Raw genomic sequence first — 24645 nt, forward strand, 5'->3', positions numbered from 1 at the left:
CTGACCCAGCTAGGTTGTCGGCAATTGTGGTAATTCGCTGGGAAACAACACAAAAGGAGAATGACAATGGCAATAGAAATTACAGAAAGTTTTTTCAATGAACATTTGTGGGACTCGCTCGAAATTGAATATTTTAATGTTAACTACCGTGATAATCAGATAAGGGAATTTGAGCTTCACATTTTCACAGCTATAGACTTTGACGATATTATATATGGTATCAATATTTACTATATACAAGGAGAAAATGGCTTTAGACAAGAACATTCAGTTTTCACTGATAATGATGAGATTGAAGATTCGGATATTGTAGAATTTATTTTAAGCGATTCATTTATAGATTTCATGATTAACTTGATAGCTAAACGGTTTCTACCTTTGATTTCTACCGAGTATCAAGAGATTGATATTGAAGACTTTTATCGCTATCACTATCTGGACGAAGAAGGAATTCGTAATTCAAGCCCTTTGATATATAAGTTGAGAAATGCCCCCCAGCCGTGAAGGCTCGGGGGCTGTTTTTGTTTTCAATGAGTTTTCAGAAATTGAGAGCAAATCGAAAACCAAAAAAAGTCAATAAATTATTGAATTAAATCAACAGATAATTGAACTTTTATGTTATAATAGTAGTCTTAATAAAATAGCAACTACAAAAAAGGAGAACGCTATGAATGATAATATTGAGAAAATGACAAGATTTATAAATTCTACGAGATTCGATGTTTTCGAGGCCCATTGCGACGACGATTTCGTAGATTTTTCGGTCCACTGCTCACCACAGTCAGGTTTTGCTCTTTTTGAGTCAATGATTGCGGATATTGAACTACCGCATAAGTTTAGTTTCCAAGACGCCGAGTTGGATATGAGTCAAGCCAAGGGGTTTGATAGGGAAACTGGAAACCAATTTTTTATAGCCTATACAAACTGGTATCAAAGAGAAAATGGTCTCCAGAAAGTTACTTCTGAAAGTGACCAACAAGTCGTCGATATGAAGGAAGCTATCGGAGAAAAATTGGCAGAAGCTTATAGAGAGCATGCAAATTTTTTCGAAGTCAGTGTATGGCCTGAAATTACTTTAGTTGATAACGGTGATACTAAAAAGCCTGTATTCACTCCAACACTTGACTTGGGTAGCAATCACCCGAGCTTATGGCTCGACTTGGACGTTATAAATCGCGGTGTTGAGCAATCACTTGAATTGAGTATCAGCGGTGACGGTATAGGCTTACTTGACGAAGAAAACTGGAATCTTGCGTCAGCTATCAAAGAGAATCTTTCAAGAGATTTCCGTTACTCAACACTGGACGACGAAGACTTGAATCAAGAAGTAGAGAATTACATTCAGGAAGTTGTGAAACCCATTATCGAAGAAGAACTTGAAAAGGCACAAGAAGAATTCCGTGTTGAGTTTACCGACAAATATGGTCTTACGCACAAGAGGATTTGCATAGAGCCGGAAAAAGAAAAGGCAAAACCGAAACAAAAGAAATCTTCAAGCTTTGGCTTCAACTGAAACACCCAAGCCCGCCAAACAGGCGGGTTTTCTTTCACTCAATACAGGAGCTAGCGATAGCCAAAAACTAGGAGAATAACAAAAATGACTGATACACAATTTATGGAATTGACTGACTCGATACGAGTCGAATCCCTTAGACTACCTTCCTACATTCCAGACGGCGAGTCTTTCAAAATCGCTGTTGGACTCGAATTTCAAGGGAAAGTCTATGAGACTGAAATGCTGGCCTACGATCATGGCAATTTCACGCTTGTCGACAAGTCCGCACCCTTTGCCAAAACAGACGGTCTCGAAGCCTTGATTGCTGGCCGTTACCCCGACGACGTGGAACGGATTTTCAGCGGTATTGCTGTGAATGTGGATAGATTCGTTTGCGAGCAATCTGAGCGGTCACTTGAAGCTGAGAAGGCTGAAATCGAGCGTCTTGAGCTTGAGGAAGCTACCGCTCTTGCTGACGAGATCGCGATTCAGAAGGTGTCTATCGAGCCATACGGGGACGGTCACAAAGGGATTGTTACGTTTGCTTGGGGTGCGGATCTGCACGCTCTACAGTTCATAGCGTCTGAGCGCCCCATTCGTGCGTCGTATGCAGTGGTTGGATTCATAGACGAAGAAAGGTCCGACCTGCGCGGGATTCTGGGTGGTGGCCGATTCACCGAGCTTGTGTTTCAACAGCTTGAGGACCGATTGTCTGGCTATGTCGAAGAGAATTTCACGGATTTCTCAAATCTGAGATACGAGACCTTCGAGCTTGCCGGTCGTGACTCACTCGACAAGGCTGATATCGACGCCATAGCCCTTGTTCTAGCTCCGAGAGGCGGTAAGCCTGCTGACGATATCCGTAGCGCTTTAGCTGACCTCACGAGCGATTCTGAGCCTGTGCTTGGACTATCGAAAGTTGACGGCTCATGGCGAATCGATCAAGGATTCAGCGCCGGGCAGATTCGAGACAAGCTGTTTTCTGTGACTGGGCACGAAATGAAAGGGTTTGATCGAGTGAAGTCTATGCTTTCGGGTGGGTTGTCATTCGGCGATAGGAGGGTTTGACTATGTATAAGAAAATGCCTGTATCGCAAATGCCACAAGCCCATGCACGCCAGTTATCTATGTGGTTCATGTATACTGACAACGCTCCCTTCAATAGCCGTGTCAGTTCTATGATATTCGACTGCAAAGCTAATCCGATTACTCAGAAAGCAATCAGCGTTTTCAAAAATAATCTGAGCCAAAAAATTGATCGGGGGCATTCACGAACGATACGAAGCATTGAAGTCGGCTATGATAATGAAGCTGAAGATATCGGTCTGGAGCTTGAAGGTTGCGATATTGCGATTACGGACAAAGCCCGTCTACTGCGGGAAGTGGCTCGAAGTGATAGCGATTTAGAGCTATTCAAGCTCGCTAAACGTATTGAGAATCAAAATGTGGTTTCGATTGCAGGTATCGTAGATCCGCTGATGTACGTCTATCAAGCCCCTGTATTCGATATTTTCGCGACAGACGACATGAATAACGCTGTCAGTATGTTGCTTCGCCATGATCCCTACCAAGGGGACAACCAGATTTTGAAATGGCTGACCTTGGCACCAGAATTCGGCTATTGCTTCGACGGAAAGCCTGTCAACTCAATGACAGGCGAAGAACAGTGGACAGCTTTTGAATTGATCATGAAATCGTGCGGGATTCACGATTATAGCCTCGTGGGCTTAAACGAAAACCGTATTCACTTTGACTTGCTCATGACTCAAGACCGCTGTGTGTCAGCGAAAGAGCTGAAGAAACTGACCGGCGGTATGCAACACGAAGCGTTTATTGAACTTGTGCCGACACTGATTCGAGAGCTTGATATCAGCTTTGAGAAACAAGGTTTTGTGACCGAAGAAATAATGAATGCTGTTGCTATTTCAGACTGTGATTTTACTGGCGCAGAATGGCGCGTAGAGTGGTATGTGGACGATAAAATTGACGAGCTATATGAATGTTGGTTTTTTCACGAAGGCGCTAGTGAGTGCTTGAACTCAATTTTCGCGAAGAATGGCACTAACGAACGATACTTGAGCGAACACGACAAAGCTGAAATTTCGAAACTATTGTCGGATAATCGTCCACACATTGAGCTTGCAGTGCTTGAAAGCCTGCAATCTATTGAATTCAAATCTGATATTGATTCAATTGAATATGATGGTTCTTGGTCTATAACTGAGAATGCTTCTATGTCGGAGATTCGCAATGAAATCTACAAGCGAACTGGCAACGAAGGTATTCAACAAAGAAAGAAAAAGGAATGGCAAGTAATAAAGAATGGATTTAATTCATTAAATATGTAGAATAAGTATTGTTTATTTAAAATTGTATGTTATAATCTATTTGTGGTTGTAAAGTTATTCTCCAAAATTTGTTATTGTTGTTGTGTAAAAACCCGCTTTTTGGCGGGTTTTTTTATGCGTGTTGTTCCAGATATTCACTTACAAGACGCCTAGCCAACTGGCCGGGTGATTCCTGCGAGCCTACAAGCTTCTGAATCGCGCTGTGCTGGCTTTCAGTGAGCTTGAAGCTCACAGCCTTAGCCTTTCGCTTAGCTGGGTCTATTTTTGGCTTTCCGGGTGCTTGTACGGTTTTGTGTGTGTGAAGATCAAGAACTAGCTTGCCGTCAGTCTTCTGAGATGGCATATGAAGCTGATAGTGCCCCGTTGAGCGGTCATGCGCTATGAATGTGCCCGGATACTTGCGAGCAAGCTCTATCAGCCTCTCTCGCGTAATCAACCCCTTTGCTACGACAAGTGCGCCATACATTCCGAAGTTGGCTTCAATTTGTTCTTCAGTCATTTTCAAAACTCCTTAATGTTTTTATCGTTAAAAATGTTTGGATTAAAGGTGTCAAGAAGATGAGGCCAATGAATAACCCTTTATAGATGATTGCCAAATTTGACACTTTTTCTAACAGCGTTAGCATACTCAAACCAATAGGTAACAAGTTGTAAAAGTAAATTGCGCTCCAATATATAACCGCACACCAGATCACTAGCGTTACTCCATAGACCACAATATATTGTTGGAGGCTCGCGTAAAACAAGCTTATTTCTTTTTCTTTGAAAAGGTCTAATTGTTTCATACTTGCTTTCCTTTTTTCTTGCTGACTTGTGTTCTGTTGATTATTCTTCTATTGATTTTCTGCTTCCAAGCAAGCTGTTTTGGCTTAAGCTTGCGTTTTCTGCGTGTGTCCATTAAGAAGCCATATTCATTTTCGAATATATAGCCAAGGTCGTAAGCGTACTGTATTAAATCTTCGTTGGCATTTGCGCTATTATCAGCACTGATACGCTTTAGACCTTCAAAAAGATTCCCAGTCTCGATAGCCATGAATCTGTTGATACATACATTGCCGACATATGTGGTGTTGCCGTTCTTTTCGTTGCGTATGTAGCAAAGCTCTTTGATTAACTGTCCGCAAGGGCAGTGGTCAAAGTTGTCGTCAATCTTGATATCGAATATCGACCATTCTAATCTTGCAGTGTCGAAGTCGTCTGATTCCGAAAGCGGTAGAATATGCTCTGCTAAGCGCTCTTTGTTGTGGTTATGGTTATGTTCTTCAGTCATTGTTCTTTTTCTCCTTTGTATAGATTTTGATCAACATACCTACAGAAACCCAAAAAACTAAATTCCAGAAAAATGCAATATATCCAAGCACTTTTCCCCAGTCCATCACTCCTGCACTTGAGGAGGTGGCAACCTGTTTAGGCATTGCCCATGCATTGTAAAAACTACTCTGCACCGGTTCAAAAAGATTGAAAATATTTGGGTATTTAACTAAAGCTACAGCCAAAATTATCATTAAGACAATAAAAACTATTCTGCTCGCTAGGTTCTCCATTGTTCTTCTCCTTTATTGTTATTGGTTTCTGACTTTCTCGGTCGCCCGCGCTTCCTTTTTGGTTTGTTTTTCTTGTCTTCAATTTTTTGAAGCTTGTCTAAGTTCTTAGTGAATTTTTCGAAGCTATCTAGTGTTGTCATTTTGATTCTCCTTTCTGTTATTGTTTTATTATTATAACATATAATTACCGTAAATGTTTACTTTTACGGTGAATTACATATCACCTAAAATAAAATCAGACCACTTTGATAGCAAATCTGCTTATTCACCAAAACAATTTATTTTTGGAATCAAGGGTGAAGTGTTGTTCGACGGCAAGAGGGGGTATAGACATAGTAGAAACCTGCTCACAACATTACTCAAAACTTGCTTTTCGATTTCAATATCCAAGATTGGAACTAAAAAAGCCCACCTTTCGGTGGGCTTTTGGATGGGAAGCTCAATCAAATGGCTTATCAAAGAAATAGTTGTTCCAAAATCTCCAATTGTCACTTCCATATGCCTTTTCTACTTCATGTTTTAGCATCCAAACGAAGTTGTTTGGATTTGGAATTTCTCCGGTTAGACAACCTGCAGTGAATTCGTGACAATTATCGAGAATGAAGTTGTAACCCTTTTCCATGCCAATTCTTTCTCTGGCTCGTTCTGCTACTTTATCACTGCCGACAGGCTTTTCACCTTTGCATGATACGTAAATATTGTAACCTGTTTTGCCCGCAAGAAATTGTTTTGCAGTGACTGCTTCGACTACACCTTTGCCATTCAAATGAACAATTTTACCTTTACCAATATAGACACCCGAGTGCTCCATCCAACCAAAGTGTAAATCGCAATACACGATACTTCCGGCAACAGGTTTTACTTGGTTTCGGCATGAATCGACACAAAATTCGATAAACGAAAAAATTGGACCCACGGTAAACGCTCCCTATTTTCTATCTTTATCGACTGTTAATAGGGTTTCTTGAGCATCGTTCTCACGTGAACCGTATAGCTTCCTTCGATAGCACCTCGACCGTGACTGTATCCTTAAGGCTGTAGGCACCTTGGAAAAGGGTCGCCAGTTCCACACGGCCATAGATTCGCGGTGCGCCAGTAGACTGAGCTTTCCTGCTTATGTAGCCGAGAACGGCTTCTGGTGAGTCCTTCACATAGATTTCAAGTGTGTCTTTGTGGTCACCGAACAGGTCTGAGGCTTCCTTTGGTACGTTAAAGAATCCTTGTTCGAAGTAGGTGCTGCCAAGCTTCACGGTGAAGGTGTCGGTGGGAGCGGGGAAGTCTGGTGCCTGCAGATCGGCTTCTTCCTGCTCCTGAGCGACCTCTTTGGGTGGCTTACCGTTCCATGGAGGGTCGAGGGTCTTGATTATGCTGTCCTCAAGGCCACTGGCTAGGTTCAGGTGGAACGAGCCGTAATGCATTAGGCCGTTGTCAGGTAGGACGTAAATAGCGACTTCCTCACCAGCTTGCAGGCAAGCGAGAATGTTGGCGTTGTTCTTGATGTTGGTGGGCTGTCTCCCGTGCGGGTTACGGTAGCCATAGAAACGGCGTGAGAGCGTTGTGGTGGTCTTTCCTATGTATCGCACCTCACCGTCGACCACGAAGGCATACAGGACGTTTGAGTCCTTGTAGAAGCGGTCGAGTTTGAAAGCAATTCGGTTGTCTTCAAGAAACCAGTGACCAGCGGGCTCGAAACCAATGCCTAACAGCTCTTTCATTCTTGCCCCCCTCCAATCCACGCCTGTTCTTCACCATACTTGTGTAAAGATCGTAAGACCATAAGCGTTTCACCTCTTAAAAAAACGTTATAACCTGGGGCGATATCTGTAGGCAGTTTCATGATTTTTTGTATTGTTACTGCAAAGTCTTCGAGTGCATGAATGGTGTTCAATATTGCATAGGAGACAAGTGCCCTTACTGAGCCTAACCCGTTCTGTTTGACTTCAGACGTTTCCCATATGTGTAACCCTTGAAATGGCTCTGCTTCAACTGAGATAGCAAAGCCCTCCTCCATCATAAATATACCATGGAAACTGTTTCCGCCATGAGCGATTTTGTCACGATAAGCTCGTAACCAATCAAAGAAAGCACCTTTTCTTTCGTAGAAAGCTGCTAGCGGGACTGGGATAGAATATTTCGCCGCTATCTGCTCAGTTGTTATTAGTTTGTTGTCGTGATAAACCATTTTTGCAAAGGAAGGCTTCAGCTCTTTTTTGTCAATACTGTTGTCGCGATACTGAAACCTTTTCCAAAGCTTCATTGCCACTTCTTGAAGCAAGTCAAAGAGACTCCTACAAACTTTAAAAATATACTCCAACTCTGTCGAGATGTATCTTGAAGAAATTCTGTTCTTGTCGGACATCCAAATCTCGTGGAACAAATTTATCTTCTCGACACACGTGGCAAGATTGTTTATGTCTTCGTGGATGCCTTCTTCGAAGTGAGCTATGTCAGGATAGTAAGCCCTTTTGACAATTAAATTGACGAATTCTAGAAAAATGTCGGTCTCTCTCTCTGGAGCTTTGGCAAAATAGCTAGCACTCGCCACGCCTACAATTTTCAACGGCCCAAGCTTACCTCCGATATCGATCCAGCTTTCCCAATTGGAGTTGCCGTGATAACAGGGTTGAAGGGGTATCACTCTACCGTCAAATTTCTCGATTTTCAGATAGGTTACTTTCTCGAACTCTGATATATGCATAAACCTACCTCACTGAATCGAGCCAATGGCTCTCAGGTGGTCTCTCAAGCCTTCTACGCTCTGTGCTGGCCGTGTCCTATGGATCATGGCGTGACAGTTGGCACAGACAGGCACAAGGTCATTTTCCGGGTCTATCTGATACTCCTGACCGATTTCAGAGATAGGCACGATGTGGTGAACGTGAATGTACTCTTTGCCAAGACCGCCATAGAAGTGGTTGAAGTCGAATTCGCACACCTTGCACTGGTAGCCATGCTTATGTAGACACTGGGCTCTGGCCTTGCTGTTTCGCTCATAATGGTTGACTAGGACTGATTTAGAAGCACCCTCGAAGTAAACTTCATTGCTTTCAATTTCTTCAGCTACAAACTTGGGTGGTTTGTTATGATCCTGAGCGAACCATTTATTCCCGACTTTAATCAACTCCATGTTATTGAGTTCAGGAATGAAACCGCCGATTTTCGCTGGACCTTCTTCGCCGTCACGTTCCTGTTCTGCGTATTCCATAACAAAGGTTTTGAGCGTGTAGCCTTCGTTATCAATCAACTTGATATGCTCAATCGCCTGACCATAACCGTTCTGAATCCGTCCTTTGTTTGATTTCTGCCAAGCCTCGCTCAGAATTAGACTCATATCAGTATCGACGTTATCGTTCCATACGCCGAATATGACGAACCTTTCGTGGTGATTGACGAATGACCAACTCCATGTCCAGTTCGCACAGGTAGCACCGTGGCTCTCTATAAATTGCTTACGATTCATTTCTTCACCTTAACTAGAAAAGCCCGCTCTGGTGGCGGGCTTGGTGTTCTTGTTTGCTGTCAATCCACTGGCAAAGCTTTCAAGTCAGCAACGAGTTGGCGAAGACTGTCAACTTGGCTTCGTTCCGCTGCATAGCTTTCCTGTATATAGAAAGCGAAACAAGCGTCGTCACAGGTTCCCTCTCCATGCGACACAATCACTTCGTTGTATAGCTCTGCGGTGGTTTTTAAGGACCGAAGAATGTAGCGAATGCTCATGTCTCGGGTCGTGCCGTTTAAGCTCGTTTCGGAAGCAAAAGCACCTACAGCGTCGTCGTCCACCATAATTGCGTCAAGCTGGTATTGAGCCTGCCCGTTCTGCGCAAGCATGTTCGACGAGCTAAGCGTTTTTTCCAGCACTTCTTTGGCTGATTCGTTCGTCAGATTGGGAGAGACCCGGCCTGAGATCCAGAATGCATTAGTTCCTACAAATCCTTCTGTCTTTCCGACCTCAACAGCGTGGAAATAGGGGCTGTCAGACGTTACAGGGTTAGGGTCGTCGTAGTAGCTCGATTCCACGTCCGGTGAGCTTGTGACACTCACACAACCGGTTGTGGAGACGATCAAGATTGACAGCAAAACGAGTGCTGAGAGTTTTAGCGTTTTCATTTTTTTGTTCCCCGTGCGTAAAAAAAGCCCACCTTCTATGGATGGGCTTTGGATCTGGTCTTACTCTTTTTCTTCTTGAACCCAGCTTTCTACTGTTTCTGCACCGTGTTCGTCTTTCCAAGCCTTGAGTTCTTTATGGTTGCCACCGCGAGTTTCGATGACTTCACCAGTATTCGGATTTTTGTAGACTTTCAGCTTACGCTTACGGCGTGTGCCACCAGTCGACTTCGGTGCTGATTCGAGCGGTGGGAGACCGCGAAGCTTATATTCCGGGTCCAGTACGTCGATAGTTTCTTCGACTGTATGGCCGTATTTTTTCATTAATTCTTCAAGCTTTTGCTTGTACTCTTTGGCGAGTTTCAGTTGCTCGCTACCTTCCATTTCCTTCAATTCTGCTTGCAGACGAGCCAGTTGAGCCTCTTTCTGCATGTAATCGGCAAGTTGTGAAGCCATTGTGCTATTCCTTGCGGTCTGGTTTATGTGCTGTTTTGCTTGAGAACAAGTTAAAGATATCAGATATAAATAGCGTCATCTAGTGTTTGAAGTAAGAAATTTCAATTTTTTTCTAAAATTGATATGTCGCACTCAACAAAGTAATTCAAATCGGCGTCTTCTTTGTAAAATTTATCTGTGAACATCTGCCCGTCGATGATGGTGTTGAATGTGATTTCTGTCTTGGTCGTTTTTTTGCCGACTGATTTTCTATACATTTCTCGAAACGTAGGGTCGTCTGGATATTCTCTTTCTAGAGAGTCCACTTTTTCGGACTCAAAGCTGAATCTGATATTGTTTGCTATCAAAAAGCGGTTGATTTCTGCTCTACCTGCCTTTGTCATTATCATTTGACCAAAGTCGGCAAAGCTACCCATGTCTATACCAGTGGTTTCTTCAATCAATAACAGTTCTGATTTTAGGGCTTCAATTTTCTTTTCGGATTCTGAAAGCTTCTTCAGAACATAATTCGGGGGTATCTCGTCGAAGTTATCTATCATTCTTTGAAGATTGGCTTCATTCATTTGTTCTTTCGATAATTCGTTTTCAATAACTCGCTGGCGCTTGTTCTGCTCGATTTGCTTTTTGTTTGATAGCAATTTCGAGAGTTCTTTAACAACCGGGGCTATTGAAGGTACGTCTTCTTCTTTGAAAGCGATGGCTTGAAACATTTTGCTGACAAAGTGGCTGAGTAGATATTCGTAATTCAGTGTATTTTTACAGCCTGTTCCTTTTTCTTTTCCGTCAGCGCAAAAAAGGTAATCGTATCTGTACTTTCCGTTTTGCTTAGTCTTTTTGCTATAAATCATTTTAGCCCCGCACTGTGCGCAGTTTGCGCAGTGCCGGAAAATGTTGATATAGGCTTCTGTATTGCGCCCGGTTTCTTTATTGCTCTTGCGCCGGTTGATAGCTTGCTCTGCACGCTTGAAAGTGAATTCGTCTACAATCTGAGGATAGAAGCCTTCAATATACTCCCGAAAAACACGTTTACCATTTACAATTTCTTGTCTGCGCAGATAACCGATAACAGCCTTGCTCAGTATCATTTTGTAGACGCTTGAGGCTGTCCACTTTCTCTTAGCCGTTTTGTTGATTTCCAAAATTGAGCTATAGACACCTTGGTGAATTAATAGCTCGAATAGTTTTCGAATCTCTTCGGCTTCTTCTTCGACAATCCGATATTCACCGTCAACAAGCTCATAACCGTAGTGGACTCGGCTATTGGCAAAAGCTTTGCCTTGTTCTCTGGCTTCTTTGTGAACTTTCTTCCAAGCGGATTTTCTTCGCTTTGATTTTGTCTCGCTTTCTTCATTCGCACGCTTCGCGATCAGACCTATCATTAGATAGTTTTCTAAATCACGATTTTTATCTTCTAGCGAATAAAGTTTTTCGTCATTCGTTGTGTATATTTTTATACCTTTCTCTAGAATTGCATATAGCTGTGTCGCGGTTTTATTAAGTTCCTGTCTCGAAACTCGATCTATACTTTCAATAACGATAAAATCGTTAGCAACAATTTCTTCGTTATCTATTTTGTCGAGAAGATTTCGAAACTGGCCTTTTTTGATATTGTCACCGCGAAACGACGACACACCAGAATCGACAAAGGTCTCCTTTATCTTGACACCATATTCGTCTTCAAAGCGTGCCAGCGGGCTCTGCTGGCGTTCGTAGCTGTCACCTGTACTTTGTCGTGCGGTTGAGTAGCGAACGTATGCGAATGCTTGCATGGTCCCAATTCCAGAAGGTTGCCGTTTTCTCTACTATAGCATTCCCCGTCATGATGGTGTCGGCGACGCTGCCGGTGTTCGGCGAGATGATCGACGACCCGATCGAGACCGTTTCCCGCCTCGACAACACCTTCGTCGCCGTGCTGGGCGCCGCAACCTTCGTCACCACCACCATCGGCATCAATATCGTCGCCAACTTCGTCGCGCCGGCGTTCGACTTCTCCAACATGGCGCCCAGCAAGATCAGCTTCCGTACCGGCGGCTTCATCGCCGCCGTCGGCTCGATCTTCCTGACGCCATGGAACCTGTTCAGCAATCCGGAGATCATCCATTACACCGTCGATCTGCTCGCGGCCGCCATCGGTCCGCTCTATGGCATCCTGATCATGGACTACTACCGCATTCGCCGGGGCGAGATCGACGTGGACGCCCTGTTCAGCGTCGATCCCAACGGCCCCTACTGGTATCGCAACGGCTTCAATCCGGCCGCGGTGAAGGCCGTGGTCGCAGCAAGCGTGATCGGCATCGTGATCAACTTCCTGCCGCTGGGCGACCTGGGGCACTTCTCGGTCTCCATCGGCGGCGCCCTGGGCGCGACTTTCTATGCCATGGCGATGCGACGCGCGACGGTCGCGGCGGCCGTCGCCTCGTAGGCGCCCGTTCTGTCTCCTTGAGCGCCTCGCGCGCTCTCTCCCGTTGCCGGCGCCTCCAGCGCCGGCTTTTTTGTGATCGCCGCGGCTCGACATCAAAGATCGCGCCTCATTTCCCGCACGGTACGCTTCCCATCGCGCCGTGAAGATTGTATAAAATCTACAATATCCGCGACATTTCTCGTCGCGATGCCTTCCCACGTCTTGCGGGGCCGCCCGGATCGGAGGAAATACGCATGAAGCGCATCCATGTCATCGATTCCCACACCGGAGGAGAGCCGACACGCCTGGTCATGTCCGGCTTCCCGGCGCTGCCCGGCGACACCCTCGTCGAGAAGCGCGACGCGCTGCGGGAATCCCAAGACCACTGGCGTCGCGCCTGCCTGCTCGAGCCGCGGGGCAACGATGTTCTGGTCGGCGCGCTCTACTGCGAGCCCGTCACGCCGGACGCGACCTGCGGGGTAATTTTCTTCAACAACACCGGCTATCTGGGCATGTGCGGTCACGGCACGATCGGGCTGGTAGCGTCGCTGCATCACCTCGGGATGATCCAGCCCGGCGATCACCGGATCGACACCACCGTCGGCCCGGTCAGCGCCACGCTGCACGAAGACGGCGCGGTGACGGTGCGCAACGTGCCCGCCTACCGCTATCGCCAGCGCGTGCCGGTCGAGGTGCCTGGCTACGGCGTAGTGCATGGCGATATCGCCTGGGGCGGCAACTGGTTCTTCCTGGTTGGCGAGCATGACCAGACGGTGACCCTGGCCAACGAGGAAGCGCTGACGGCCTTCACCTGGGCGATCCGCCAGGCGCTGGATGCACAGGCGATCACCGGCGAAAACGGTGGCCATATCGATCATATCGAGCTGTTCGCCGCCGACGACACCAGCACCGGCACACCGGCCGACAGCCGCAATTTCGTACTCTGCCCCGGCAAGGCCTACGACCGCTCGCCCTGCGGCACCGGCACCAGCGCCAAGCTGGCCTGCCTGGCGGCGGACGGCAAGCTGGCCCCCGGCGAGACCTGGGTGCAGGCCAGCATCACCGGCAGCCGCTTCGAGGGGCGCTACGCGTGGCAGGGCGATCGCGTACTGCCATCCATCACCGGCAACGCCTATGTCACCGCCGACGCCACGCTGCTGATCGACGATAACGACCCGTTTGCCTGGGGTATCACCGCGTCGTAGCCGTTCGGCAAGTTATTTTCGAAACGCCATTTCCGAAACGCCATTTCCGAAAAGCCATTCCCGACAGACCTTCAAGGATTCCAGAGGACAACCATGAACGACTCCATCTTCACCGGCTGCATCCCCGCCCTGATGACCCCTTGCACCGCGGATCGCAAGCCGGACTACGACGCGCTGGTCGCCAAGGGGCGCGAGCTGTTCGATCTCGGCATGCGCGCGGTGGTCTACTGCGGCTCGATGGGCGACTGGCCGCTGCTGAGCGAGGCCGAGCGCCAGGAAGGCGTGGCCAGACTGGTCGCCGCCGGCGTTCCCGTCATCGTCGGCACCGGCGCGGTCAATTCGAAGGAAGCGGTCTCCCACGCCGCCCATGCGGCAAGGGTCGGCGCCCAGGGGCTGATGGTCATTCCCCGCGTACTCTCCCGCGGTACCGCTCCCGCCGCCCAGAAGGCGCACTTCTCGGCGATATTGAAAGCCGCGCCCGAGCTGCCGGCAGTGATCTACAACAGCCCCTATTACGGCTTCGCCACCCGTGCGGACCTGTTTTTCGAGCTGCGTCACGAGCACCCGAACCTGATCGGCTTCAAGGAGTTCGGCGGTGCAGACGACCTGCGCTACGCGGCCGAGCACATCACCTCCCAGGATGACGAGGTCAGCCTGATGGTTGGCGTCGACACCCAGGTATTCCACGGCTTCGTCAACTGCAATGCCACCGGCGCCATCACCGGGGTCGGCAACGCGCTGCCGAAAGAGGTGCTGCAGTTGGTCGCGCTCTGCGAGAAGGCCGCCAAGGGCGATCTCGTGGCCCGGCGCCAGGCCCAAGAGCTGGAATCGGCGCTGGCGGTGCTCTCCTCCTTCGATGAAGGCGTGGATCTGGTGCTCTATTACAAGCAGCTGATGGTGCTCAACGGCGACAGCGCCTACGAACTGCACTTCAACGAGAGCGACGCCCTGAGCGACGCCCAGCGGCGCTACGTCGAGACCCAGTACGCGCTGTTCCGTGAATGGTACAAGCAGTGGTCGGCGCAGCTCGGCAACGTCGGCCAGGGGCTGCCAGCAGGTCGATGACCACTCTCGCCAGAGCCGGTGTTGCGTTCCGGCGAGACGGGAAACGGCGTGAAAAGTCGGCGAGCGCCTCCTGGATTGCATACAATATCCAACATTTTGTGGACACGATGGCACTTCATGGCGACTTTCAAGACCCGAGCCCAGCACGTGGCGGATGATCTGCGCGAACGCATTCTCGGCGGCGAGTTCAAGGGCGGCTCCCAACTGCGACAGGACGCGCTGGCCAAGGACTACGACGTCAGCCGCATTCCCGTTCGGGAAGCGCTGCTGACCCTGGAATCCGAAGGGCTGGTGGAATTCCACGCCCATCGCGGCGCCTTCACCACCGAACTCTCCGTGGCGGCGATCCGCGAACTGTTCGATCTGCGCGTGCTGCTCGAGACCTACGTGCTGCGCTACGCGATCCCGAACCTGACGGCGGCGGATCTCGATCACGCCGAGAGCATCCTGCGCCAGTACGACGCCGCGCTCGATTCCGGCAGCCAGATCGACAACTGGAGCGACTACAATTTCGCGTTTCACCATGCGCTGTACGCCCCTTCCGGGCTGCCCGAAACCCTGGCCATGATCGGCCAGTTGAACACCAAGTCCGGGCGTTATATCCGCATGCAGCTGCTCTATACCCGCCAGATCGAGAAGGCGGAACTCGAGCACCGTCAGTTGCTGGAACTGGCGCGCCAGGGCGACGTCGACAAGGCCTGCCAGTTGCTGGAAAACCACATCAAGGACGCCGCGGAAGGCATCGCGGCGGTGCTGGAAAAGAATCTGCGCAGCGCCTGAGCCGCTGCCCGCCCCCATCGATCTGGTCGTGAGGTAGCGCATGTCGGACTCATCCCCTTCGGCTTCGCCCGATGCCGATATCATCGTCGTCGGTGCCGGCCTCGTCGGCGTCACCAGCGCGCTGGCATTGGCGCGTCAGGGCCACCGCGTGCTGGTGCTCGACAAGCAGGAGCCCGGACGCGGCGCCTCCTACGGCAACGCCGGGCATCTCGCCACCGAGCAGGTCTTCCCGATCGCAGATGCCTCGATCCTGACGTCGCTGCCCGGCATGCTGATGGACCCGATGGGGCCGCTGCGGCTGGACTGGAAATATCTGCCCCGCGCGCTGCCGTGGCTGACCCGGCTGGTGCTGAACCTGCGCCCGGCGCCGTTCCGCCAGAGCGTGGCCGGTATCCGCGCCCTCAACGAGCGCAGCCTGGCGGCGTGGCAACGCCTGCTGGCCTCGGTCGACGGCAGCCATCTGCTCAAGGCCGATGGCTCGCTGCTGGTCTACGAGAAGCCGGAGTCGCACTCGAAGCTGGAAGCGCTCGAGTCGCGCATGCGCGAGCAGCAGGTGCCGGTCGAGCTATGGGACGGGAGCGCGATTCAGCGCGCAGCGCCGCAACTCTCGAACGCGCTGCTGGGCGGGCTGTTCTTCCCGGCCACGGGCCATGTGCTGGATCCGTGGCGGGTGGTCAACACCCTGGTGGATGCCGCCCGGCGCGAGGGCGTTCGTTTCGCGCAGGAAACCGTGCAATCGGCGCGGTTGACCTCGAAAGGCGTCGCCGTGACGACCGGCGCCGGCGAACGCGAGGCCGGCCAGGTGCTCGTCGCCTGCGGCGCCCACTCGGCAGCATTGACCGCCCAGCTCACCGGCAAGCGCGTGCCGCTGGATACCGAGCGCGGCTATCACCTGATGCTGCCCCGCGAGCATGACCGGCTCCCCTTCGCGGTGACCTCGCTGGAGCGCCGCTTCATCATGACGCCGATGGAAACCGGCCTGAGACTGGCCGGCACCGTGGAGTTCGCAGGGCTGGACGCACCGCCCAACATGGGGCGAGCGTGGCAGTTGCATCGTTTGAGCCGGGGCCTGTTCAAGAACGATCTCGACGCCGAGGACGCCACACCGTGGATGGGCTTCCGCCCGTCGCTGCCGGACTCGCTGCCGATCATCGATCGTGTGTGCGACGGCCGCGTGCTGCTGGCGTTCGGGCATCACCATCTGGGGCTGACGCAATCGGCGATCACCGCCGAGATAATCGCCGACCTGGCCGGCCCCGGCGAACACGATGCGTCTTCCACATCGGCCCGCCGGGACGACCTGCCACCGCTGGCGCCCTATCGGCTCGCCCGCTTCGGCTAACTTCCGGAAAGCGACAGCTTCATGTGCCGGTTGACGTCCTTGTAGAGCAGGTAGCGGAACGGCTCCGATCCGCCGGCATAGCAGGATTGCGGGCAGAACGCTCGCAGCCACATGTAGTCGCCGGCCTCGACCTCGACCCAGTCCTGGTTGAGGTGGTAGACCGCGCGGCCCTCGAGTACGTAGAGGCCGTGCTCCATCACGTGGGTCTCGTCGAACGGGATCACGCCGCCCGGCTGGAAGGTGACGATGGTCACGTGCATGTCGTGGCGCAAATCCGCGGGATCGACGAAGCGCGTGGTCGCCCAGCGGCCGTCGGTGTCCGGCATCGGCGTCGGCGCGATCTGCTGCTCGTTGGTGACGAAGGGTTCCGGCGCCGCCAGCCCCTCGACGAATTCGTACGCCTTGCGAATCCAGTGGAAGTGCACCGGCGCCTCGCTCGCGTTGCGCAGCTGCCAGTCGCAGCCCGGCGGCAGATAGGCGTAACCCCCCGGCGCCATCTCGTGCGTCTCGCCCGCGATGGTCAGCATCATCTCGCCCTCGACCACGAACAGCACGCCCTCGGCACCACTGTCCGGCTCCGGCCGCTCGCTGCCGCCACCGGGCGAGACTTCCATGATGTACTGGGAAAACGTCTCGGCGAAGCCGGAGAGCGGCCGCGACAGCACCCACAGCCGAGTCTTCTCCCAATGCGGCAGAAAGCTCGTGACGATATCGCTCATCACCCCCTTGGGAATGACGGCATAGGCCTCGGTGAAGACCGCACGGCCATGAATCAGCTGGCTTTGCGGCGGCAGACCGCCGTGGGGGGCGTAGTAGGTTCGTTTAGGTCCATCGTAGCTGCGCTGCGACATGCTCTCTCCTCGATCAATCGGCGTCCGATTCGGCCAAGCGTCGAACGCCACCACTTCCTGTTTGCTTTTGTTCCTATCCTGCGATGCGTCTTCTCAGGGTCTGCCTGAAAAGTCAGCGAGCTCATCGAGTTCCTGATACAACTCGGTCACTTCACCGATCCTGGCTCGCCCCTGCGCCAACCGACGGTGCAGCATGGCATTGGCCAGCAGACTGACCAGACTCATGGCGCTGGCGTAACTATCGAATGCCGAGATCGTCTCCAGCGCGCACTCCAGCCGCCACGTGACCTGATCCGCATACTTGGCGGTGGTCGGATCGCCGATCAGTAATACCCGCTGCTCACGCGCGGCCAGCACTCCCACCAGCGTTTCGAACAGTCTGGGACGTCGACGAAAGCCGATCAGAACGATCAGCGTACCTGGGTCGAGTTCGACCAGCTCTTCGGCCAACGACTGATTGGGCGCTGGCAGCAGATGCACGCTTCCGCGCGCCTGCATCAGTTGCTGACGCAGGTGCAAACCCACCGGATAGCTGTTGCGATAGCCTATCACGGCCACCGCGGGCGCCTCGTCGAGTGCGCGAACGACCTCATCGAACAGCATCGGCGTCAGTCGTTCGAGGCACTGGCGCAGGTTCTGTTGCTCGCGTTCGGCGTGGCGGCGGAAACGCTCGATACCCTCACCCAGTGCATCGGACTGCGACGCCAACGGTACGCCATAATGACGCAACTGGCGGGCATGCGCCTTGACCGCCTTGAAGTCATCAAAGCCCAGCCGCTTGAACAGGCGGGTCACGGTCGCCTTGGAGACGCCACTCAGGCGTGACAGGTCGGCCGCGCTGTAGACCGCCAGGTCCTCGAGGTGTGCCAGGATGAAGTCCGCCACCCGGCGCTCCTGCGGCCCCAGCTCCGTGAAATGCTGCTGCAGCCGCCGGCCGATATGCGTCTGTGGACTCGTTTCCGACATGATCGTCTTCGCTCTACAGCACGGACGCGATGAACTGCTTCAGTTCCGGCGTCTCGGGCTGAGTGAACAGACTCTGCGGATCACCCGACTCATGAATGCGGCCCTGATGCATGAACACGACCCGGTCACTGACATCGCGGGCGAACTTCATCTCATGAGTGACCAGAATCAGGGTCATCCCTTCCCGGGCCAGATCCTCCAGCACGTGCAACACTTCACCGACCAGTTCCGGGTCGAGTGCCGAGGTCACCTCGTCGCAGAGCAGCACCTTGGGACTCATTGCCAGCGCACGAGCAATCGCCACGCGCTGCTGCTGGCCGCCGGAAAGCTGCGCCGGGTAGGCATCGACCTTCTCGCGCATACCTACCTTGTCGAGTACCTGCTCGGCGATTCTGCGCGCCTCGTCCCGGGGTGTCTGCTTGACCACCACCGGCGCCAGCATCACGTTCTCGATCACCGTCTTGTGCGGGAACAGATTGAAGCTCTGGAACACCATGCCGACATTCTGGCTCAATTCACCCGGAGACATCGCGCCACCATCGAGCCGCTGACCGGCCAGATGAATCGTGCCCCAGTCGTGGCGTTCGAGCTGGTTGAGGCAGCGCAGCAGCGTACTCTTGCCGGAGCCGCTACGGCCGATGATCGACACCACCTCGCCGGCCTCGATCTCCAGATCGATACCCTTCAGCACCTCCAGCTCACCGAAGGATTTATGCAGGTCTTTAACGGATACCAGCGCCATAGAGCTTTTTCTCCAGATAGCGGGCATAGCGGGACAGCGGATAACAGAGAATGAAATATCCGAGCGCCACCAGCGCGAAGATGGTGAAGGGGGCGAAGGCCGCGTTATTGAGCATGGTCCCGGCCTTGGTCAGTTCGACGAAGCCGATCACCGACGCCAGCGCGGTGCCCTTGATGACTTGAACGGAGAAGCCCACCGTCGGCGGTACCGCGAGCCGCAGCGCCTGCGGCAGGATGACGTGGCGCATCGACTGCAGATAGTTCAGGCCGAGCACGCGCGCGGCCTGCCACTGCCCGCTGGGTACCGCCTCGACGCAGCCTCGCCAGATGTCACACAGAAAGGCGCTGGTGAAGAGCGTCAGCGCCACGCTGGCCGCGGTCCAGGCGGAGACGTCGAAGCCCAGTACGGCGGCACCGAAGTAGGCCAGGAACAGCTGCATCAGCAGCGGTGTGCCCTGGAACAGATCGACGTAGAGCCGGATCAGCCAGCGAATCGGCCGCAGGCCGCCCATGCGCAGCAGCGTCAATACCAGCCCGACGATCGCACCGCCAGCGAAAGCGATCAGCGACAGCACGACGGTCCAGCGCCCCGCCAGCAGCAGGTTGCGGACGATGTCCCACAGCGTGAAATCCGTCATGAAGAACCTCCCTGACGAAACGCGAACAGCCGCCGCCCGACGAACTCGAACGCCAACCGCAGGCCCACCGCCAGCAGCAGATAGATCAGCGTCACCACCAGATAAACCTCGAAACCACGGAAGTTGCGTGACTGGATGAAGTTGGCGGCGTAGGTCAGATCGAACACCGAAATCTGGGAGACCACCGCCGAGCCCAGCATCACGATGATGCATTGGCTGATCAGCGACGGGTAAACCCGCGAGAAGGCCGGCACCAGCACGACATGCCGGAAGCTCTGCAATCGGGAAAGTCCCAATGCGCGGGCCGCTTCATGCTGCCCCCGAGCGGTCGAATCGATACCGGCGCGCAGAATCTCGGCCGTGTAGGCGCCGAGATTCAGAATCATCGCCAGCAGCGCCGCAACGGTGGCGCTGATCGACACGCCCAGCGCCGGCAAGCCGAAGAATAGAAAGAACAGCTGCACTATGAACGGCGTGTTGCGAATCACCTCGACGTAGGCGCCGAGCAGGCGACTGACGATGCCTGAAGCCCCTTCCCGCGAACCATCGCGGGCATAGGCGACGACGACCGCCAGTGCAATCCCGGCGACGGTGGTAACGGCGGTGAGCCAGACCGTCGTTACCAGCCCCTCCAGGATCTCGCCCGTGTAGGGCAGTAGCGTGGAGAAATCCAGAGTCATGGCGAATTATCCGTTCAGAGACCGAGTTAGCCGCTCAGAGGTCGTCGGGCAGTGCGGTGTGGAACCACTTCTGCGACATCGCTTCCAGCGTGCCGTCCTCCTTGCCTTGCGCGATCAGTTCGTTGACGCGCGTCTTCAACGCCGTGTTGCCCTGGGTCAGGCCGATATAGCAGGGCGAATTCTTGATCCGGAAAACCATGGTCGGCGCGCGCTCGGCGTTGCGTTCGGCGATCTGTGCCGCCACCACGTTGCCGGTCGCGATGTAGTCGACCTGACCGGAAAGAAACGCGGAGATCGTGGTGGCGTTGTCTTCGAAACGCTGGATCGTCGTATCCGCGGGCGCCAGATCGGAAAGTTCCATATCCTCGACCGAGCCACGAGTCACCCCGACGGTCTCGCCGGAGAGGCCGGCAGCATCGTCGATCGGAGCGGCATCGGGCGTGCCGAAAACGCCGAGGAAGAACGGTGCATAGGCATCGGTGAAATCGATCACCGCAGCGCGTTCCGGATTCTTGCCCAGGCTCGAGATCACCAGGTCGACCTTGTCGGTCTGCAGGAACGGAATGCGGTTGGCACTGGTCACCGTCACCAGTTGCAGGTCGACGTCCATCTGATCGGCCAGATACTGCGCCATATCGATGTCGTAGCCCTGCGGTTGCAGATCGGTACCTACCGAGCCGAACGGCGGGAAATCCTGCGGTACGGCGACGCGTAGGGTGCCACGCTGTTCGATGGTATCCAGATCGCTGGCCTGTACCGCGACGGCGGCAAGACCGGTCACGACCAGGCAACTGAGCGCCAGTACGGCCTGGCGGCAAAATCGGTTCTTGGCGAAGGCAAACATGCTGAATCTCCTGACGAGAACGAGCGTTGTTGTCATGACAGAGAAACGATTGGCGACTTCTCTGCAAGCTGAGAAACGTTTGTTTCACAGCCAGAGATAGCAAGCTTGGCGCCAACTAAGGCAAACAAGTTGTTAATTCAACAAGTTAGAGAGAACTCTGGAATGATCTTCGACTGCCATAAAGCGGGCTCGATCTCCCCCATGCGCGAGCGGGGTGCGTAAAATCCCCCCTCGCACTATGGCAGGGCACGATTTACCACGATTTGGCAAACGCCTGGATCGAGCGCTTCTCTAGGCCAACGGATGCTCGGCAGCCCAGTGGCGGGCAATATCCACACGGCGAGTTATCCACACCCGGTCGTGCGCTTCGAGATGATCGAGGAAGCGCTGCAGCGCGCGGAAGCGGCCTGGGCGGCCGACCAGCCGGCAATGCAGGCCGATCGACAGCATCTTCGGCGTGTCCGCGCCTTCTTCGTAGAGCACGTCGAAGGCATCTCGCAGGTACTGGAAGAATGGCTCGCCGTGATCGAAACCGGTCGGCGAGGCAAAGCGCATGTCATTGGTATCCAGCGTGTAGGGCACGATCAGGTGACGATGGGTCTGGCCGTGGCTGTCCTGAACGTCGCTCCAGAACGGCAGGTCGTCGCCGTAGTAGTCGCTGTCGTAGAGGAAGCCGCCCTGGTCGAGCAGCAACCGCCGGGTGTTGGGGCTGTCGCGGCCGGTGTACCAGCCCAGCGGCAGCTCGCCGTAGAGGGACTGGAAAATGGCCAGGGCGCGTTCGAGATGCTCGCGCTCGATCGCTTCCGGCACGTTCTGGTAGTGGATCCAGCGATAGCCGTGGCAGGCGATTTCATGGCCCAGCTCGCGAAATGCCTGGGCGACTTCCGGGTTGCGCTCCAGCGCCATCGCCACGCCGAAGATCGTCAACGGCAGGCCGCGCCGCTCGAATTCGCGCAGCACGCGCCACACGCCGGCCCGCGAGCCGTATTCGTAGATCGACTCCATGCTCAGGTGGCGAGCGGGGTAGGCTTCGGCGCCGGCAATCTCGGACAGAAACTGTTCGGAGTGGCTGTCGCCGTGGAGGATGCTGTTCTCGCCGCCCTCTTCGTAGTTGAGGACGAACTGCACCGCGACACGGGCCTGGCCCGGCCAGTTGGCTTGCGGTGGCGTGCGGCCATAGCCGATCAGATCGCGTGGGTAGTCTGGGGAGATCATGCGCAGCGCCCTTGTGGTTGCCGAACCGATCGACGCGAATCGCGTCTCATCGGCCATCGTTATCGATATTGTATTCAAAGTCGTTTATTTTTGTGGACAAAATAAACGTACCGCGATTTTTCCCTCTCGCCAAGGTGGCAAGCCATGCGTATTCACGTCATCAATCCCAACACCACCGCCAGCATGACAGACAAGATCGGCGCCTGCGCCAGCCGCGTGGCCGCCGGGAACACGCAGATCCACGTCAGCCAGCCCGACAGCGGGCCGGTATCGATCGAAAGCCACTTCGACGAGGCGATCAGCGCCGTCGGCGTGCTCGAGGAGATACGCCGCGGCGAAGCGATGGGAATGGACGCCTACATCATCGCCTGCTTCGGCGATCCGGGCCTGCTCGCCGCTCGCGAGCTGACCCGCGCTCCGGTCATCGGCATCGCCGAAGCCGGCTTTCACCTGTCAACGCTGATCAGTACGCGCTTCTCCGTGGTCACGACGTTGCAGCGCACCGCAATCATTGCCGAGCACCTGCTCGACCAGTATGGATTCCGCGATCACTGTCGGCGAGTCCGAGCGACCGACCTGCCGGTGCTGGAGCTGGAAAATCCGGCGGGCAACGCCTATCAGGCGCTGCTGGAGGAGTGCCGACAAGCGAAGGATAACGACGGCATCGGCGCCATCGTGCTGGGCTGTGGCGGCATGGCGGATCTCACCGAGCGGCTGACGCTGGACCTGGGCATGCCGGTCATCGAAGGCGTCAGCGCCGCGGTGAAACTGGCGGAATCGCTGGTCTTGCTGGGGCTCGGCACCAGCAAGCACGGCGATCTCGCCTTTCCCCGGCCCAAGCCGTTCGTCGGGCGGTTCGCTGACTGGGGCAATTGATCCAGGACTTCTCGACTTCGAGATAAACCTAAATTCCAGCAAGATCGAAAAGTTAGCGAGCGAAGGCCAGCCATAGGCCCGTTCCCTACGGGCCAACGCACTTTCCACATCCCTGTGGGTCGCAAGACAAAAATCTGCGACAAATCGTCAGGATTGACGATGTGGGCAGCTTCGCTGCTTGAGGAGCGAGCGACATGGATGTCGCAAGTCCACAAGCGGAGTTTACGGGGTGTAAATGAGCATTTGACCGGGCTGGCGCTCCAGCAGATTTTTAACGCCGTATGGCCGAGCGCAGCCACTTTTCAGCCGAATATCTGCGCCAGATCCGGCGCCTCGTCCCCACTCTCCTCGATCGACAACGACGCCTCGATCGCCTTGAGGTGGCGCTGCATGAAGGCGACCGCGCGCGCCTCCTTGCCGGTTTCCAGCATTGTGACCAGTTCGTCATGATCGTGGGATTCGCAGCCCAGATGGCCGGATGATCCATAGACCGCCAGGATCAGCGAGGAGCGCGAACACAAGCGTTCGATGAACTCGGCCAGCGGCGTGTTACCGGAGAGTTCGGCCAGGCGCTGGTGGAACTGGGCGGAAAGCTGGATGGCCCGGCTCTGCTCGCCGGCCCGCAAGGCCTGACGTTCGCTCTTCGCCAGCTCGCGCAATGCCTTGGCGTCGGCCGGCTTGAGCCGGCGGGATACCCAGGGCATCAGTTGGCATTCGACCAGTTGGCGAGCGGCGAAGACGTCTCGCGCCTCCTCGATGCTGGGCCGGCTGACGCTGGCGCCACGGCGCGGCGTCAGCGTTACCAGGTGCTCGAGCGCGAGGCGCTGGAGAATCTTGCGGATGCCGGTGCGGCTGACACCGAACACCTCGGCCAGCGCATCCTCGCGCAGACGCGCCCCGGGCCTGAGGCGATGCTCGACGATCGCCTCGCGAATCTGCTGGTAGATCGCTTCGTGACGCTCGGCGCCGTTGCCCGCCTTGCCGGCGCCCCGGCTGCGCCTGGTCGGCTTGCCGGCTTGCCCTTCATCCCGCCCTGTCGCTGCGTTCGCGCTTGTTGCCATCGTTGTTCGCTCCACCCAGCGTACTTTTCCACG

At 53.9% G+C, this 24645-nt stretch carries 30 protein-coding genes; 10 read left to right on the forward strand and 20 right to left on the reverse strand.

The genetic code is table 11. The features are described from left to right. The first annotated feature begins 66 nt into the window (after positions 1-66). The 4 genes from BC443_RS06915 (at position 67) to BC443_RS06930 (ending at position 3843) form a co-directional block, all read left to right on the forward strand. On the forward strand, positions 67-504 hold the full coding sequence (locus BC443_RS06915) for a hypothetical protein (protein WP_071231091.1): 438 nt from the start codon (positions 67-69) through the stop codon (positions 502-504). Positions 505-667: 163 nt separating this feature from the next. Further along, positions 668-1513, forward strand: coding sequence for a hypothetical protein (locus BC443_RS06920; protein ID WP_071231092.1), 846 nt, complete (start codon positions 668-670; stop codon positions 1511-1513). Positions 1514-1597: 84 nt separating this feature from the next. Continuing rightward, the gene (locus tag BC443_RS06925) at positions 1598-2563 is read left to right on the forward strand and encodes a hypothetical protein (protein ID WP_071231093.1); all 966 of its coding nucleotides are present in this window, start codon (positions 1598-1600) and stop codon (positions 2561-2563) included. A gap of 2 nt (positions 2564-2565) precedes the next feature. Then, on the forward strand, positions 2566-3843 hold the full coding sequence (locus BC443_RS06930; RefSeq protein ID WP_071231094.1) for a hypothetical protein: 1278 nt from the start codon (positions 2566-2568) through the stop codon (positions 3841-3843). 112 nt (positions 3844-3955) lie between these two features. On the opposite strand, the gene BC443_RS06935 is transcribed toward BC443_RS06930, so the two are convergent. From BC443_RS06935 to BC443_RS06980, 12 genes are all read right to left on the reverse strand, one after another. After that, a complete protein-coding gene (locus BC443_RS06935; RefSeq protein ID WP_071231095.1) occupies positions 3956-4342 on the reverse strand; it encodes a hypothetical protein in 387 nt (128 codons plus the stop codon). Beyond that, entirely contained in the window at positions 4335-4628 is a 294-nt protein-coding gene (locus BC443_RS06940; protein ID WP_071231096.1) for a hypothetical protein, read from the reverse strand. The genes BC443_RS06935 and BC443_RS06940 overlap by 8 nt, the downstream gene beginning before the upstream one ends. Beyond that, the gene (locus tag BC443_RS06945) at positions 4625-5113 is read right to left on the reverse strand and encodes a hypothetical protein (protein ID WP_071231097.1); all 489 of its coding nucleotides are present in this window, start codon (positions 5111-5113) and stop codon (positions 4625-4627) included. Before BC443_RS06945 ends, BC443_RS06940 begins: the two co-directional genes overlap by 4 nt. Continuing rightward, positions 5106-5387, reverse strand: coding sequence for a hypothetical protein (locus tag BC443_RS06950; protein WP_071231098.1), 282 nt, complete (start codon positions 5385-5387; stop codon positions 5106-5108). Before BC443_RS06950 ends, BC443_RS06945 begins: the two co-directional genes overlap by 8 nt. After that, the gene (locus BC443_RS18790) at positions 5375-5527 is read right to left on the reverse strand and encodes a hypothetical protein (RefSeq protein WP_170835857.1); all 153 of its coding nucleotides are present in this window, start codon (positions 5525-5527) and stop codon (positions 5375-5377) included. The genes BC443_RS06950 and BC443_RS18790 overlap by 13 nt, the downstream gene beginning before the upstream one ends. A gap of 299 nt (positions 5528-5826) precedes the next feature. Further along, the gene (locus BC443_RS18150) at positions 5827-6303 is read right to left on the reverse strand and encodes a lecithin retinol acyltransferase family protein (protein ID WP_210766253.1); all 477 of its coding nucleotides are present in this window, start codon (positions 6301-6303) and stop codon (positions 5827-5829) included. Positions 6304-6364: 61 nt separating this feature from the next. Beyond that, positions 6365-7102: a GIY-YIG nuclease family protein gene (locus BC443_RS18890; RefSeq protein WP_071231099.1), complete on the reverse strand. Its 738-nt coding sequence runs from the start codon at positions 7100-7102 to the stop codon at positions 6365-6367. Beyond that, a complete protein-coding gene (locus tag BC443_RS06960) occupies positions 7099-8085 on the reverse strand; it encodes a hypothetical protein (RefSeq protein WP_071231100.1) in 987 nt (328 codons plus the stop codon). Before BC443_RS06960 ends, BC443_RS18890 begins: the two co-directional genes overlap by 4 nt. A gap of 9 nt (positions 8086-8094) precedes the next feature. Continuing rightward, complete coding sequence (locus BC443_RS19060; RefSeq protein ID WP_071231101.1) at positions 8095-8847, reverse strand: HNH endonuclease; 753 nt, start codon at positions 8845-8847, stop codon at positions 8095-8097. A 59-nt stretch (positions 8848-8906) separates the two neighbouring features. After that, a complete protein-coding gene (locus BC443_RS18535; protein ID WP_139284258.1) occupies positions 8907-9494 on the reverse strand; it encodes a hypothetical protein in 588 nt (195 codons plus the stop codon). Positions 9495-9554: 60 nt separating this feature from the next. Further along, positions 9555-9947 (reverse strand): histone-like nucleoid-structuring protein, MvaT/MvaU family, encoded by a 393-nt coding sequence (locus tag BC443_RS06975; protein ID WP_071231103.1) that lies wholly within the window; start codon positions 9945-9947, stop codon positions 9555-9557. A 101-nt stretch (positions 9948-10048) separates the two neighbouring features. After that, a complete protein-coding gene (locus tag BC443_RS06980; protein WP_071231104.1) occupies positions 10049-11716 on the reverse strand; it encodes a recombinase family protein in 1668 nt (555 codons plus the stop codon). Positions 11717-11766: 50 nt separating this feature from the next. Here BC443_RS06980 and BC443_RS06985 point away from each other — a divergent pair, with 50 nt between their 5' ends. The 5 genes from BC443_RS06985 (at position 11767) to BC443_RS07005 (ending at position 16740) form a co-directional block, all read left to right on the forward strand. Further along, positions 11767-12369, forward strand: a complete 603-nt coding sequence (locus tag BC443_RS06985) for a cytosine permease (protein ID WP_071231105.1) — start codon at positions 11767-11769, stop codon at positions 12367-12369. 233 nt (positions 12370-12602) lie between these two features. Continuing rightward, positions 12603-13553: a 4-hydroxyproline epimerase gene (locus tag BC443_RS06990; protein ID WP_071231106.1), complete on the forward strand. Its 951-nt coding sequence runs from the start codon at positions 12603-12605 to the stop codon at positions 13551-13553. Between the two features lie 93 nt (positions 13554-13646). Next, entirely contained in the window at positions 13647-14618 is a 972-nt protein-coding gene (locus BC443_RS06995) for a dihydrodipicolinate synthase family protein (protein WP_071231107.1), read from the forward strand. 117 nt (positions 14619-14735) lie between these two features. Continuing rightward, positions 14736-15398: a GntR family transcriptional regulator gene (locus BC443_RS07000; protein ID WP_071231108.1), complete on the forward strand. Its 663-nt coding sequence runs from the start codon at positions 14736-14738 to the stop codon at positions 15396-15398. Positions 15399-15438: 40 nt separating this feature from the next. Next, positions 15439-16740: an FAD-dependent oxidoreductase gene (locus tag BC443_RS07005; protein ID WP_071231109.1), complete on the forward strand. Its 1302-nt coding sequence runs from the start codon at positions 15439-15441 to the stop codon at positions 16738-16740. Here the strand turns inward: BC443_RS07005 and BC443_RS07010 are convergent. The 7 genes from BC443_RS07010 to puuE all read right to left on the reverse strand — a co-directional run bounded on the left by BC443_RS07010 (position 16737) and on the right by puuE (position 22675). After that, positions 16737-17591, reverse strand: coding sequence for a bifunctional allantoicase/(S)-ureidoglycine aminohydrolase (locus BC443_RS07010; protein ID WP_071231110.1), 855 nt, complete (start codon positions 17589-17591; stop codon positions 16737-16739). The two genes, BC443_RS07005 and BC443_RS07010, sit on opposite strands and share 4 nt — an antisense overlap. A 93-nt stretch (positions 17592-17684) precedes the next feature. Next, the gene (locus BC443_RS07015) at positions 17685-18557 is read right to left on the reverse strand and encodes a MurR/RpiR family transcriptional regulator (RefSeq protein ID WP_071231111.1); all 873 of its coding nucleotides are present in this window, start codon (positions 18555-18557) and stop codon (positions 17685-17687) included. Between the two features lie 13 nt (positions 18558-18570). Then, positions 18571-19299, reverse strand: a complete 729-nt coding sequence (locus BC443_RS07020) for an amino acid ABC transporter ATP-binding protein (RefSeq protein ID WP_071231112.1) — start codon at positions 19297-19299, stop codon at positions 18571-18573. Next, positions 19280-19936, reverse strand: coding sequence for an amino acid ABC transporter permease (locus tag BC443_RS07025; protein WP_071231113.1), 657 nt, complete (start codon positions 19934-19936; stop codon positions 19280-19282). Before BC443_RS07025 ends, BC443_RS07020 begins: the two co-directional genes overlap by 20 nt. Next, positions 19933-20616 carry an amino acid ABC transporter permease gene (locus tag BC443_RS07030; RefSeq protein ID WP_071231114.1) on the reverse strand — a complete coding sequence of 228 codons (684 nt, stop codon included), beginning with the start codon at positions 20614-20616 and terminating at the stop codon, positions 19933-19935. Before BC443_RS07030 ends, BC443_RS07025 begins: the two co-directional genes overlap by 4 nt. 34 nt (positions 20617-20650) lie before the next feature. Beyond that, positions 20651-21460 (reverse strand): transporter substrate-binding domain-containing protein, encoded by an 810-nt coding sequence (locus BC443_RS07035; RefSeq protein ID WP_071231115.1) that lies wholly within the window; start codon positions 21458-21460, stop codon positions 20651-20653. Positions 21461-21751: 291 nt separating this feature from the next. Beyond that, a complete protein-coding gene (puuE, locus tag BC443_RS07040; protein WP_071231177.1) occupies positions 21752-22675 on the reverse strand; it encodes an allantoinase PuuE in 924 nt (307 codons plus the stop codon). Between the two features lie 144 nt (positions 22676-22819). On the opposite strand from puuE, the gene BC443_RS07045 reads away from it, so the two are divergent. Next, a complete protein-coding gene (locus tag BC443_RS07045) occupies positions 22820-23551 on the forward strand; it encodes an aspartate/glutamate racemase family protein (RefSeq protein ID WP_071231116.1) in 732 nt (243 codons plus the stop codon). A gap of 302 nt (positions 23552-23853) precedes the next feature. Here the strand turns inward: BC443_RS07045 and BC443_RS07050 are convergent, their stop codons facing one another. Then, positions 23854-24612: a GntR family transcriptional regulator gene (locus tag BC443_RS07050; protein WP_071231117.1), complete on the reverse strand. Its 759-nt coding sequence runs from the start codon at positions 24610-24612 to the stop codon at positions 23854-23856. Positions 24613-24645 lie beyond the last annotated feature (33 nt).

This window comes from Salinicola sp. MIT1003, assembly GCF_001858555.1.
Lineage (GTDB): Bacteria > Pseudomonadota > Gammaproteobacteria > Pseudomonadales > Halomonadaceae > Salinicola > Salinicola salarius.